The sequence below is a fragment of the Limnospira indica PCC 8005 genome (assembly GCF_000973065.1).
Taxonomy (GTDB): domain Bacteria; phylum Cyanobacteriota; class Cyanobacteriia; order Cyanobacteriales; family Microcoleaceae; genus Limnospira; species Limnospira fusiformis.
In genome coordinates this window covers 2117250-2130322 of the sequence record NZ_FO818640.1, presented here as the reverse complement: position 1 = coordinate 2130322, position 13073 = coordinate 2117250, and the positions used below count along the sequence as shown (strand labels likewise).

The window sequence follows — 13073 nt, the reverse complement described above, 5'->3', positions numbered from 1 at the left end:
TGCGCTTACATTTTTCACTACTGCCTTGTGAATAGCATTACTCACTGGTTTATAGGCAGAGCATTAGAGGGGTTACAACGTTCCGATTATATGGGCATTCCATCGTTAGATTTGTCCTCAGAACCGGGGTACTTTTAAAGGTCTGTGTAGGTAGTCGGACGAACCCCCTACTTTTCCCCTTGCCCTTTTGAGCGCAGCGTGTCAACCTATTTCGCTGCTAGTGTATTACGATGGTTCAAGTCGGACATTCGGTCTTCCTAATCATAGATGGTTGGCAGTGGTCGCGTCTTGGTAGTAGGTTCTACCTCACGCCTTCCGTTCCCCGCTTCAATCCTGGAGTTATGATTTCCAAAACTGGGGGTGGCTATCGCCGTTACTCTCTACTCCCTGATTTCTCAGTTCGTTTATGACCTTGAGTTCCCTGCCTTGCTTAGTTCCCTAAGCGTCGGGACATATAACCAGTTATGAGGATGGTCAGGAGAGGTCTCCTTATATCCAGATTCGGAGCTGGAATCCTCACCGGGTAGTTATTTCGGGCATTTCAGCCCTATTTCATACCCGAACGTCTCGCACCATACGCTTACACTTTTCACTACTCAATAGACACAACACTACTGAGAGCCTAACAGGGGTTTAAACGTTCCGTTTATATGGGCATTCCATCTTTAGATTTGTTCTATCCACCGGGGTACTTAAAAAGGTCTGTGTAGGTAGTAAATACAAACTCCTACTTTTCCCCTTACCCTTTTGGGCGCAGCGTATCAAACCTATTTCGCTGCTTATTTATAACGATGGTTCAAGCCGAACATTCGGTTTCCCTAATCATGGATGGTTGGCAGTGGTCGCATCTGGTAGTAGGTTCTACTTCACGCCTTCCGTTCCCCGCTTCAATCCTGGGTTTGTGATTCCCAAAACTGGGGGTGGCTATCGCCTTTACTCTTTCCCATAATCGCCCCAAGTGGATTTTACTCCTCCTAGGTATACTTGGACGGTACATTGCGATTTCTTAAAATGGGATTGACCTTGAGTCTCCTGCCTTGCTCCTCATTGCAATTGGAGCGTTGGAACATATAAACAGTTAAGGGATGACTGGGTTGATTCAGTCTATCTCCCTCTAGGAGGTTATTTCAGGCATTGCAGCCCTATTTCACTCCTAAACGTTTCGCACCTTAGTTTTAAGTATGGCGATCGCTTATCGGTTGCACCATCTGGCTGCTGATATCCATTGAAACCAAGTTTTAGCTAGTGCCGTTTCTGGATATACTCGAATCTTCTTTGATAGCAGACTTGTACTTTCGGAGTCCATAGAGCCGGCAACTGAAGACATGGACGATGGCAAGGATGGCGGGTAGGGAATTGATGTCACCATCTCATCCCCTCCTAAGAACCGGACTTGACACTTTCGCATCATCCGGCTCAAGGCTTTAGCTTATCAGAATGTGAGCCTGTGTGTATATGTAAATGACAGGCTTTATGTACGTGGACGAGGTTTGATTCTTGATCCGTCCCCCCCATCTTTCACTCTGATTAAGTGATGGGTGTGTAGTTCTTCTCCGTTGAACAGATTTTCACCGCATACTGGACATTTCTATTTCTGGTTTTCAGCCACTTTGTAATACTTCGAGTCTTTATCCCATCGGGTCTTCCCTGTTGAGGTTTATCGCTGTTCCCAGTATTTGGCTAGGGCGGGATTGTCTGGGGATGAGGTATCCTTTACTTTGACGTGGCGTTTAATCGGCGTTTGAGAGAGATTTTAACCACCGATTCGGTTTGGGAATTTCCACGCCTGTCCTTTACCTCTGCCGCGAATATCCATTGCCTCCTTACCTTGGTGCGGAAGTATTTGTTCTTAACCCATTCTTTCCCTTTTGTTGGATGCCTCCTGACTGCCCATGCCCACAACATCTTGTGAACCATATGGTCAACATAGGAGAACACCGCTTTACTGACACCCGTTCTGTAGTAGTTTGCCCATCCGATTAATTGTTGGTTGATATTTGGTATTACTACGTCCTGGGGAAGTGATTTGTTGGCTTTGAGCCAATCTCGTAACTTTTGAAGGAAAGCTCGCATTCTTTTTTCTTTTTGAGGTTTGGTGAGAAGCTTGCCTTTGTACTGACGTAGATTAAACCCAAGGAAATTAACCCCTTGTGCTATCTGGGTGATAGAGGTCTTTTCTTTATTTAGAGTCAGTCCCCTTTTGCTCAACCATTCTTCGATGATGGGTACCACGGCTTTGATATCTTCCTCACATCTAGCAGTAATGATGAAGTCATCTGCATAGCGACTGTAACCGTACATCGGTGACTTCACTCTTTCCTGTTGCCCCTGGCGATTGCCACTCTTCCTAACTTGGATGGTTATTTTCTGATACTTTTTGAGAAGTTCGTCTAATCCATCTAGGGCAATGTTTGCTAATAGTGGGCTTATTATACCGCCTTGGGGTGTTCCGCTTTCTGTTGCGTTGAATATCTCTGCCTCAACATATCCTGCTTTCAGCCATTGTTTGATTATCTCTCTACCTGGTAAATTACCTACGGCTTTGAGTATGAATTCATGGTTTATGTTGTCAAAAGCCCCTTTAATATCCGCGTCTAGCACCCATGTGTCCTTTCCTCCTTGAAGTCGGAGGAAGCATTGATCGATAGCGTCATGGGCGCTTCTCCCCGGTCGAAAGCCATAGGAATTGGCTTCAAACCTAGCCTCGAAATGCGGTTCATAGGAATTCTTGACTACTGCTTGTCGAACTCGGTCTTTAATTGTGGGAATTCCGAGCGGTCTCCTTTTTCCGTTTGCTTTTGGTATATACACTCTCCTAGTTGGCGAAGCCTTCCCGGGTGTGTATTTTGTCATTTCCCCGACCAGTTTCACCCTTTCCTGATGGGTTAGAGCCGTCTGTTTATCAATCCCAGCCGTGCTTTTTCCCTGGTTTTCTTGGGTTACTCGTCTTACTGACAGTAGCAGGTTGGAGTAACTGCGTATCATGAGTTTCATAAGGCTTTTGACCTTTTTCCACTCACCGTTCTGAGTTGCTCGATAAATTCTCTGTCTTAGTTTCCTAACATTCTTCTTTATGGACTTCCAATTGATGTCCGCCCATTCCAAAGCTTGTTCCTTGACTCCAATACCATTGCTGGTTCCATCTTTCATCTCGGTTGGGATTCCTCACAAATGTTTATCGTTTAAGACCAGTTGGAAGTCTGCCATCTTTCGATGTGAGGCAAATCTTGAACCCCTATTCTCTGCATTACACAGGGACATTCGCTTTTTCCAACCTCCTATACCCTCTGAGTTATTCATCTTCCTTACGGTTGATTTACTCATTCGACCTTTGAGAACTCATAGGGTTTACCGTGTTTCGTGCGTAGAACCTTCGTTCCAGTTGGGTTCCTCCTATGCTCCGACAGAGGCTTTGTCCTTCCGTAATCAGCGAAGACATCTGATTACCCCTCTGCTCACCTTTTGGTTAATGTGTATCAGCCTTATTTCACATTTAAATGGATAACGGAGCTTGGGGAGATTCACTTTCGTTAACCCTTCTGGGACTTTCCCTTGCCTCTTATACCTCTTTTAGGCTGGAAGTATATTAGGCTTCTGTGCCTTGCATTATGCCAATTTCATTACTTATAGCATTAGTCAAGGTGGTTAGGACGCAGTGTTGAGAACGGAATCCATGGCATCATGGAGAGAATCAAACTGCTCAATACAATGGCGAATGCGGGCTTTCAACCACGACCAACATTTCTCTATCTTGTTGAGGTCTGGCGAATAAGGCGGAAGATAGAGTAAACGGCATTGAGCTGCCTCCACCAGTTCAGCAATCCGCCCCCCTTTATGAAACGTTGCATTGTCTAGCACTAGAGTCTGACCTGGCTTCAGTGTTGGAATTAAGATGAACTCCAACCACAACTCAAACACTGTCTGATTACAACAACCCTCAAAGCTAAAGGGGGCTAAGAGTTGTTGATGACACCATGCGGCTATATATAGCACAAGACAGAACACTTAGGACGTATAATGGAGAGGACGAGATGACTAAGAAGACCCAAAATGCCAGCCCCCTATAGTTACGACCTCAGACAAAAAGTTATTGATGCCATTGAACTAGACGGTATGCCCAAAACAGAAGCCAGTCAAGTTTTCCATGTCAGCCGGAACACCATTAATCTCTGGCTGCAAAGAAAAGCACAGACCGGAGACTTCCTCCCTAAACCTCATCACCGACCTGGCAATAACCACAAAATTACCGACTGGCAAAAATTCAAGGCTTTTGCCCAAGAGCATGGCGACAAAACAGCAGCTCAAATGGCTGAACTTTGGGATGACGACATCTCTCCTCGCACCATATCCAGAGCCTTGAAGAAAATTGGCTTCACCAGAAAAAAAAACTTACGGCTACCAAGAACGTGATGAGCAACAGCGAGAGGAGTTTATCCTACATTCCGCAGGTTGACAGGGAATAAAAGATATGGTGCTAGTCTAGGCTAGAAAGGGTTCCTTCGAGTGGTAGGCTCTGGCGATGCAGATTAAAAATTTAGACCATCTGGGTTTAGTGGCTGGAGTGATTGACGAACTTGGCCTGGTCGAGTTGACGGATAAGCGGATTGAACCTCATAGCTTGGAGCATGTGAGTGCCGGACAAGTGGTTAAAGCCATGATTTTGAACGCCCTAGGCTTTCTCAGTGCACCGTTGTATTTATTCAGCGAGTTTTTTGAGAGTAAAGCGGTGTCTCATCTGCTCGGGGAAGGGGTAGAGGCTCGTCACTTGAATGACGACCGCTTAGGTCGAGTGTTGGATGAACTCTACGCAGAAGGGACGACATCATTTTTTCTCCAGGTGGCGCTCCAGGCTGTGGAACGATTTGGAATTGATATTCAACAGCGTCATCTCGATGCCACCTCGATCTCAGTAGAAGGGAAGTATCAGCGGTGCTCGAAGGGGAAATCCGAGGTAGGACTTGAGTCAGCTCCCCCCGGTGAGACATCAGCAGAACCCAGCCCAATTCGGCTGTGTCGAGGCTATTCCCGAGACCATCGTCCAGATTTGAAACAGTTTTTGATGACTCTAGTCTGTGCCGCCGACGGTGGCGTGCCGCTATGGTTGCAGTTGGCCAGTGGCAATGAACAGGACACTCAGCAGTTTGCAGAGGTGCTCAAGGCGTTTGGTGACCAATGGACTAGCGACGGTATCGTTGTGATGGATGCCGCCTTTTACACAGCAGCCAATCTGCAGCAGATGGAGACCACGGGGTGGCTATCACGGGTGCCGCTGACCCTAAAAGCGGCTCAAGAGCTGGTGCACAGCGATGTCACCCGACTGACTGAAGTCCCCTGCAACTCCAAGGATTACCGGATGTGGGAGATTGAGCAGACCTATGCCGGAGTGCGCCAGCGCTGGCGCCTCGTCGAAAGCCAAACCCGCAAAGCCAATGCCGACCTCTGGCAACCCGAATTAGAGAAGCTCGAACACCGCCTCAACCGCCAATTGAAAAAGCTGACCCAGCGGGTCTTTGCTTGCAAACCCGATGCCCTCGAGGCCTTGATGCAGTTTCAAGATGGACTCGAGGTGCATCAGCTCACTCAGGTCTCCCTGGAGACGGTGCGGGCCAAGCGACCCCCCGGTCGTCCCGCCAAATCCGCCGAACCCACCCCAGTTCAGGGCTATCGGCTCCAGGCCACGTTACAGCAGACCGCCACGGCGGAAGACCGCTTTAGCCGTCAGCGTAGTCGCTTTATTCTAGCCACCAATCAACTGGAGCAATCCCTCTGGCCGGCTCAGACCTGCTTGAGCGAATATAAAGGGCAACAGACCGTCGAGAGAGGCTTTCGCTTCCTCAAAGACCCCCTCTTCTTGGCCAGTAGCGTCTTTGTCAAAAAGCCGCAGCGGGTCGAGGCCTTAGCTCTCATCATGGCCCTAACCCTTATGGTGTATACCCTCGCCGAACGCCAACTGCGACAGGCGCTAGATGCTCAGAAGCAAACGGTGCGCGACCAACGCCAACAACCCACCGCTAAACCGACCTTTCGCTGGATTATGCAGAAGTTTCAAGGAATCCACTGGGTTAATCTCGATGGGCAAAGGCAGATTAGCAATCTCAATGATGAACGGCGATTGATTATTCACCTCTTCGGTCCACCCGTTGAGCGCTATTACTACGCATCCGGTTAATTACCTATCAACCTGCGGAATGTAGGGTTTATGGCTCAGATTGAACAGATGGAGCCGGAAGAAGTGGTCTACCTCGATGAAGCCGGCATGAATAGTCAGGACTCGGATTACCCTTATGGTTACTGCGAGGAAGGAAAACGCTTCCATGCACTCAAATCAGGGAAGAGGCAGGGCAGGGTAAGTATGATAGCCGCATGGTGTCATCAACAACTCTTAGCTCCCTTTAGCTTTGAGGGTTGTTGTAATCGGACAGTGTTTGAGTTGTGGTTGGAGTTCATCTTAATTCCAACATTGAAGCCAGGTCAGACTCTAGTATTGGACAATGCAACGTTTCATAAAGGGGGACGGATTGCTGAACTGGTGGAGGCAGCTCAATGCCGTTTACTCTATCTTCCGCCTTATTCGCCAGACCTCAACAAGATAGAGAAATGTTGGTCATGGCTGAAAGCCCGTATTCGCCACTGCACGTGAGCAGTTTGATTCTCTCCATGATGCCATGGATTCCGTTCTCAAAGCTGCGTCCTAACCACCTTGACTAATGATAGAGCTCACCCTGCCCTGCCTCTTCCCGGATTTGAGGGCATGGAAGCGTTGTCCTTCCTCGCAGTAACCATAAGGGTAATCCGAGTCCTGACTATTCATGCCGGCTTCATTGAGGTAGACCACTTCTTGTGGCTCCATCTGTTCAATCTGAGCAATAAACTCCTCTCGCTGTTGCTCATCACGTTCTTGGTAGCCGTAAGTTTTTTTTCTGGTGAAGCCAATTTTCTTCAAGGCTCTGGATATGGTGCGAGGAGAGATGTCGTCATCCCAAAGTTCAGCCATTTGAGCTGCTGTTTTGTCGCCATGCTCTTGGGCAAAAGCCTTGAATTTTTGCCAGTCGGTAATTTTGTGGTTATTGCCAGGTGGGTGATTAGGTTTAGGGAGGAAGTCTCCTGTCTGTGCTTTTCTTTGCAGCCAGAGATTAATGGTGTTCCGACTGACATGGAAAACTGGACTGGCTTCTGTTTTGGGCATACCGTCTAGTTCAATTGCATCAATAACTTTTTGTCTGAGGTCGTAACTATAGGGGGCTGGCATTTTTGGTCTTCTTAGTAATCTCTTCCTCTCCATTATACGTCCTAACTTTCCTGTCTGGTGCTATACTTTTGACATCGGCGGAGTCTAGGACTCTTTTACATGGGAACAGGAAGAAAGGATTTCCTGGAGGAGACGGCTCCTCTGTTCTTGTGGAATGGGTTCCACTAACCGCACGACTTCACGTCGCACATCCTCAACCATTTCTGGTTCTGGAGATAAGTCACTTCGGTTGAGAACCACGAGTTGGCCATCTTTTGGTTGACAGAGCCACTCGATAAGGTCCTGACCTTACCTGACGAGTCGGTCTTTGTGCGAGACCACAATTTCTCTGACATCTCCTGACAGGACTTGTCCCAAAATGGATAAAAGCCCTTTTCGTTTCTAGTTGAGTCCCCATCCGATTTCTTTGACGAGTTTTGCGTCTGCAAACTCCGATTGCAAGTAGTCGGCTTGTCGAAAGAGGTCTGACTTTTGCTTATACGAACTGACTCTGGCGTAGAGGATTCTAATTCTTGTGTGGCCGCCTGGATTAATGACGTAATCAATGTCCTATCGTCGATGACCAGGGGGAGTTCTAATTGTGAGTATTTTTCCGTCCCTGTCCCAGTAACGGGCCGTGTTTTTTCTGAGACCTGAAGGACTTGTGACGCTTCCCTCGGTGTGGCATATCTCATAATGTGTTTTTTGCACTACTGAAAACTCTACCACACACAGCCTGGTATTTTCGGAATCATCTAGTATAGCACTAGTCAATACGGTTAGGACGCAGCCTTGAGAACAGAATCCATGGCATCATGGAGAGAATCAAACTGCTCACGTGCAGTGGCGAATGCGGGCTTTCAACCACGACCAACATTTCTCTATCTTGTTGAGGTCTGGCGAATAAGGCGGAAGATAGAGTAAACGGCATTGAGCTGCCTCCACCAGTTCAGCAATCCGCCCCCCTTTATGAAACGTTGCATTGTCCAATACTAGAGTCTGACCTGGCTTCAATGTTGGAATTATAGCATTAGTCAAGGTGGTTAGGACGCAGCTTTGAGAACGGAATCCATGGCATCATCGAGAGAATCAAACTGCTCAATACAATGGCGAATGCGGGCTTTCAACCACGACCAACATTTCTCTATCTTGTTGAGGTCTGGCGAATAAGGTGGTAGATAGAGCAAACGGCATTGAGCCGCCTCCACTAGCTCAGGAATCCGTCCCCCTTTATGAAACGTTGCATTGTCTAGCACTAGAGTCTGACCTGGCTTCAGTGTTGGAATTAAGATGAACTCCAACCACAACTCAAACACTGTCCGATTACAACAACCCTCAAAGCTAAAGGGGGCTAAGAGTTGTTGATGACACCATGCGGCTATATAGCTCACCCTGCCCTGCCTCTTCCCTGATTTGAGGGCATGGAAGCGTTTTCCTTCCTCGCAGTAACCATAAGGGTAATCCGAGTCCTGACTATTCATGCCGGCTTCATCGAGGTAGACCACTTCTTGTGGCTCCATCTGTTCAATCTGAGCAATAAACTCCTCTCGCTGTTGCTTCCAACGTTCTTGGTAGCCGTAAGTTTTTTTTCTGGTGAAGCCAATTTTCTTCAAGGCTCTGGATATGGTGCGAGGAGAGATGTCGTCATCCCAAAGTTCAGCCATTGGAGCGGAGGTTTGATCGCCATGCTCTTGGGCAAAAGCCTTGAATTTATGCCAGTCGGTAATTTTGTGGTTATTGCCAGGTGGGTGATTAGGTTTAGGGAGGAAGTCTCCGGTCTGTGCTTTTCTTTGCAGCCAGAGATTAATGGTGTTCCGGCTGACATGGAAAACTTGACTGGCTTCTGTTTTGGGCATACCGTCTAGTTCAATGGCATCAATAACTTTTTGTCTGAGGTCGTAACTATAGGGGGCTGGCATTTTTGGTCTTCTTAGTCATCTCGTCCTCTCCATTATACGTCCTAACTTTCCTGTCTGGTGCTATAGTAGGGTGCGTCAGACCCCGTAAATAGGGATCCCAACCGGAGCATCAACAACTGACGCACCTGGTCAATAGCTGAATTTTTGTCCCAGGCTGTTGTCTATGGGCCATGTTTATCATCTGGGCGGTAATAGTTGATTTATTGTGAGCAACCGGTTGCTATAATTTTCGTTTTAGCCTTTAAGGGTAGAAAAGGTTGGTCAAACCTCCATACAAAAATTTTTTCACCCCCAACATTTTTGAGGCGACATATATAGTGATCATCTAATCATTTTTCAACATTCGCAGTTGAAACTTTTAGGTCATGCAGGTAGATTTTAGTCTTGAGAGAAATTGGCTATTAGTGTGTAAATTCGGCATAAACCAAGGAACCTAAGACGCATCTGTAATTGAGATGCTATCTAAGTCCATTGATTCTCAACCAGCTTTTTTGTCTGAATAAGACCGGGAGGTGATATCTGGAGAGGTTCCGAACTTTTCAAGCCAATCAAAAATCCGGTCAAGCTGTTCTAGGGTGACTAGCCCGTATTGCCATAAAATCATGGGAAGTTGACCTGATTCTTGCTCAGGATGTCGGAGGGCCATGGCGATGGAAGAGGCAGGGATCGCTAATTCCCAACGTAAAAATTGAATTAACTGGGCTTGCTTGGTTGAGATCATCATTTTTTTCCTGCATGAACGTAAAAAAGTTGGGAACTGTTGGATGTCGGATTAGATAACTAAGTCGGGTGTGAATTCCTATAGTATCTATATTATCTTCTATCTAACTAAGTTCAGTGATATATTACACCCGAACATTGTGATTTCTTTGTGAAATTTAAGTGATCTGGGTCACTAATTATGTTTGAGCTGTATAGGTGCCGGGGGAGTTAATTGGGCAGACGGCACTTTTTTTTGGGGGAAAATTTATCATAGCCGTTACCAGAGCTATTCTGGTGAAAATCTAATGTTTTTTTAACAAAAGCAATGAAGCGGGTTTGGATCACAAAATCATCAAACCATAATCTAAAAAGGAATGGGACTGGCGGTTCTGTGTAGTGGGTGTTCCCGGACTCCTGATCCTGCTAGACTGGATGTAAGTTAGACGGATATTGATTCATATTCATGCTCAACACACTAAACCTGGAGCTTTCGCTAGATAAAGAAAGCTATAAGACTCAGACGGAAGGACTGATGCGGGAGCTGCGATCGCTACAGCAAATCTGCTGGGAAAAAAAACTACCTGTGATTATCGTCCTGGAGGGTTGGGCGGCGGCGGGTAAGGGTTCTCTAGTCAAAAAAATGGTTAGCTATATGGACCCTCGTGGGTTCAAAGTGATTCCGGTGTGGCCCCCGACCGAACAGGAGCGGTTGTATCCATTCATGTGGAGATTTTGGCAAGAGTTCCCAGGTTATGGGAAAATCGGGATTTTTTACCACAGTTGGTATACCCATGTTCTGGAAGATCGTCTATTTGAGAGACTTCCAGAAGCTAATGTAGGGATGGCAATGCGTCAAATTAATGCTTTTGAGCGTCAAATGATTGACGATGGGGCAGCGATCGCCAAATTTTGGATTCACTTGAGCAAAAAAGAACTCAAGCGCCGCCTGAAAAAGGCCACTAACGATGAACTAGAAGCATGGCGGGTGCGTCCCGAAGACTGGGAGCAGGCTAAAAACTATGATATTTATAGTTCCTATGCCGAAGAGATGCTAATTCACACCAGCACGGGTGTAGTTCCCTGGACCTTAGTAGAGGGAGATGATAAACGGTGGGGTAGGGTCAAGGTGCTATCTAAAATGGTGTCTACTATCAAAGAGACTCTCGAAAGGCTGGAAGTGCAACCGCCTCCTATTTTTACTCCTCCCCAACAACACCTAGAACCTACCGATCCACAACCCCTGGCTGCTGTGGATCTGAGTTTGTCCTTGTCAGAGGATGACTATAAGGAACAGTTGCGGGAACAACAGGTTCGCTTAGGTAAGATGCAGCAAATGATTTTTGAACAGCAAATCCCCGTTTTAGCCATATTTGAGGGATGGGACGCGGCTGGAAAAGGGGGATCCATTAAGCGTTTAACCGATATTCTTGATCCGCGCAGCTATGAAGTTCATGCTTTTGCTGCTCCCACTGATGAGCAAAAGGTGCATCATTATCTGTGGCGGTTTTGGCGTAAACTTCCGCCAGCCGGAAAAATTGGCGTTTTTGACCGCAGTTGGTATGGTCGGGTCTTAGTAGAACGCCTTGAGGGGTTTGCTTCCGAACGACAATGGCGACGCGCCTATCGAGAAATTAATGAGTTTGAGGAACAACTGACTACGGCGGGTTATATTTTGCTGAAGTTTTGGTTACATATTGACCCGGATACCCAACTTGAAAGGTTTACTGAACGCGAGAATAATCCGTTTAAGCAATATAAACTCACAGATGAGGACTGGCGGAACCGGGAAAAATGGTCTTGTTATGAGGTAGCCGTCAACCAAATGGTGCATCGGACTAATACCCCTAGGGCTCCTTGGACTTTGGTTTCCGGTAATGATAAGTTTTATGCGCGGGTGCAGGTGGCGCAAACGGTGGCTGATGCGATCGCTCAAACTTTATAGTTAGTAGGCAATTTGGCAAAACTATTGCCAGCGTCGGGTAGTTCACTATAAACTTGAGCCGTATACTATTTGTCAGTTATACGGCTCTCGTTTTCCTCAGTCCCTAAAGCACTCTGTGATTTGATTTGGGGTAGACCAGGAAAAATCAAAGGGTGATATGATGTGGGATTCTCCACGGTCAACCATGAAGGGAAAAAATGATGTTTGTATTACTCACCCAAGTTCTGGTTTTACTGCTACTGATTACCATTTCTTTTAGGATTTGGAGACTCTTAGCAGGCAAAGAAAATAGCTTAGTTAGTCGGCTGTTTTTTTTACTAACTCTCACTTTACTTATAGTCACTTTTATCGCTCCTGATAGCCAGGTTGGTAGATCTGTTATTCAGCTTTTGGCGATTTTTCTAAGACCTCTGGGTTTATCAATTTTACTATTAACCATTGCCTCGGCTTTGATTACTAATGGGGGGATTAAAAATCCGGCTCCGAATTTAATTTTAACTGCATTATTAATTCTGATTTTATCGAGTACCCCCGTTTTGGCTCAATGGTTGGCTTTGCAGGTGGAAAGGGTGGCTGTGCAAACAGTTCAAACTGATTTATGTTGTGGGGAAAGAGCCGGGGCAATTGTTTTGTTAGGACGGGGAACAACACAGCCTAAATTGCCCTACAGAACTCAGATCCAACTCACGGCTACAGGCGATCGCATTCCCTATACAGCCGAACTTTATCGGGAACGTTTAGCTCGTTTGGTGATTGTAGCAGCAGGCGATCGCCATGAGTTAATTCATCCGACTAATGAGGCGAAAGATATTCAACAGTTATTGATTTATATGGGAGTTTTGCCTAGTGATATTCTTTTGGCAACTGAAAGCCATACCGTTAGGGAAGAAGCCCTAGAAGTCAAAGAAATCATGGAAAAAAGGCGGTTAGGAAGAACTATCATTTTGGTTACTTCTGCCTTAGAAATGCGCCGCGCCGCCCTCACATTTACTCAAGCTGGTTTTAAGGTAATTCCGGCTCCCACTAATTTTTCTACTTTTATTCCCTATGGCAAACGTAAGGAGAGGGTTTCTTTCCAAGACTTCGCCCCTAATGCGGAGGCTTTGGTTCTCAGTACCCGTGTGGTTGATGAATATCTCGCTACTTTTTATTACTTTCTACGGGGGTGGATGGCTCCTAGTTTATAAGTCTGTTGACACTCCATCGGGCTAAAGCTACGAGGATTCTTTAGAGGAGATAACCAACAAATGTTAGTCATTGCTCGTAACGGTAGTGCCTAATC

At 46.5% G+C, this 13073-nt stretch carries 7 protein-coding genes and 6 pseudogenes; 5 read left to right on the top strand and 8 right to left on the bottom strand.

Annotation, left to right across the window (positions count from 1 at the left end):
* Positions 1 to 1238: 1238 nt before the first annotated feature.
* From XZ46_RS38260 to XZ46_RS09330, 3 genes and pseudogenes are all read right to left on the bottom strand, one after another.
* A pseudogene (locus tag XZ46_RS38260) lies at positions 1239 to 1343 on the bottom strand (IS607 family transposase); the annotation flags it as partial.
* Between the two features lie 370 nt (positions 1344 to 1713).
* The gene (ltrA, locus tag XZ46_RS09335; protein ID WP_228116519.1) at positions 1714 to 3150 is read right to left on the bottom strand and encodes a group II intron reverse transcriptase/maturase; all 1437 of its coding nucleotides are present in this window, start codon (positions 3148 to 3150) and stop codon (positions 1714 to 1716) included.
* Between the two features lie 495 nt (positions 3151 to 3645).
* Positions 3646 to 3993, bottom strand: a pseudogene (locus XZ46_RS09330) (IS630 family transposase); the annotation flags it as partial.
* 57 nt (positions 3994 to 4050) lie between these two features.
* Here XZ46_RS09330 and XZ46_RS09325 point away from each other — a divergent pair.
* The 3 genes and pseudogenes from XZ46_RS09325 to XZ46_RS09315 all read left to right on the top strand — a co-directional run.
* Positions 4051 to 4435: pseudogene (locus XZ46_RS09325) on the top strand (IS630-like element ISAtsp1 family transposase); the annotation flags it as partial.
* A gap of 84 nt (positions 4436 to 4519) precedes the next feature.
* On the top strand, positions 4520 to 6169 hold the full coding sequence (locus tag XZ46_RS09320; RefSeq protein WP_048895005.1) for an IS1634-like element ISAtsp2 family transposase: 1650 nt from the start codon (positions 4520 to 4522) through the stop codon (positions 6167 to 6169).
* A 27-nt stretch (positions 6170 to 6196) separates the two neighbouring features.
* A pseudogene (locus XZ46_RS09315) lies at positions 6197 to 6695 on the top strand (IS630-like element ISAtsp1 family transposase); the annotation flags it as partial.
* Positions 6696 to 6709: 14 nt separating this feature from the next.
* On the opposite strand, the pseudogene XZ46_RS09310 reads toward XZ46_RS09315, so the two are convergent.
* From XZ46_RS09310 to XZ46_RS09295, 5 genes and pseudogenes are all read right to left on the bottom strand, one after another.
* Positions 6710 to 7249, bottom strand: a pseudogene (locus tag XZ46_RS09310) (IS630 transposase-related protein); the annotation flags it as partial.
* An 84-nt stretch (positions 7250 to 7333) separates the two neighbouring features.
* Positions 7334 to 7489, bottom strand: a complete 156-nt coding sequence (locus tag XZ46_RS35005; protein ID WP_008055272.1) for a hypothetical protein — start codon at positions 7487 to 7489, stop codon at positions 7334 to 7336.
* Between the two features lie 518 nt (positions 7490 to 8007).
* Positions 8008 to 8254 (bottom strand): annotated as a pseudogene (locus XZ46_RS28870) (transposase); the annotation flags it as partial.
* Positions 8255 to 8271: 17 nt separating this feature from the next.
* Positions 8272 to 9147: an IS630 family transposase gene (locus XZ46_RS09300; RefSeq protein ID WP_048895025.1), complete on the bottom strand. Its 876-nt coding sequence runs from the start codon at positions 9145 to 9147 to the stop codon at positions 8272 to 8274.
* Positions 9148 to 9625: 478 nt separating this feature from the next.
* Positions 9626 to 9871, bottom strand: a complete 246-nt coding sequence (locus XZ46_RS09295; protein ID WP_006626266.1) for a DUF2949 domain-containing protein — start codon at positions 9869 to 9871, stop codon at positions 9626 to 9628.
* A 441-nt stretch (positions 9872 to 10312) separates the two neighbouring features.
* On the opposite strand from XZ46_RS09295, the gene pap reads away from it, so the two are divergent.
* Both pap and XZ46_RS09285 read left to right on the top strand, forming a co-directional pair.
* Positions 10313 to 11791 (top strand): polyphosphate:AMP phosphotransferase, encoded by a 1479-nt coding sequence (pap, locus tag XZ46_RS09290; RefSeq protein WP_006626267.1) that lies wholly within the window; start codon positions 10313 to 10315, stop codon positions 11789 to 11791.
* A 197-nt stretch (positions 11792 to 11988) separates the two neighbouring features.
* Positions 11989 to 12978 (top strand): YdcF family protein, encoded by a 990-nt coding sequence (locus XZ46_RS09285; protein WP_006626268.1) that lies wholly within the window; start codon positions 11989 to 11991, stop codon positions 12976 to 12978.
* Positions 12979 to 13073: the final 95 nt, after the last annotated feature.

Bases quoted from the DNA above. Each gene is read 5' to 3' on its own strand.
- ltrA (WP_228116519.1), bottom strand. From the start codon at position 3,150: ATGAAAGATGGAACCAGCAATGGTATTGGAGTCAAGGAACAAGCTTTG.
- XZ46_RS09320 (WP_048895005.1), top strand. From the start codon at position 4,520: ATGCAGATTAAAAATTTAGACCATCTGGGTTTAGTGGCTGGAGTGATT.
- XZ46_RS09300 (WP_048895025.1), bottom strand. From the start codon at position 9,147: ATGCCAGCCCCCTATAGTTACGACCTCAGACAAAAAGTTATTGATGCC.
- XZ46_RS09295 (WP_006626266.1), bottom strand. From the start codon at position 9,871: ATGATGATCTCAACCAAGCAAGCCCAGTTAATTCAATTTTTACGTTGG.
- pap (WP_006626267.1), top strand. From the start codon at position 10,313: ATGCTCAACACACTAAACCTGGAGCTTTCGCTAGATAAAGAAAGCTAT.
- XZ46_RS09285 (WP_006626268.1), top strand. From the start codon at position 11,989: ATGATGTTTGTATTACTCACCCAAGTTCTGGTTTTACTGCTACTGATT.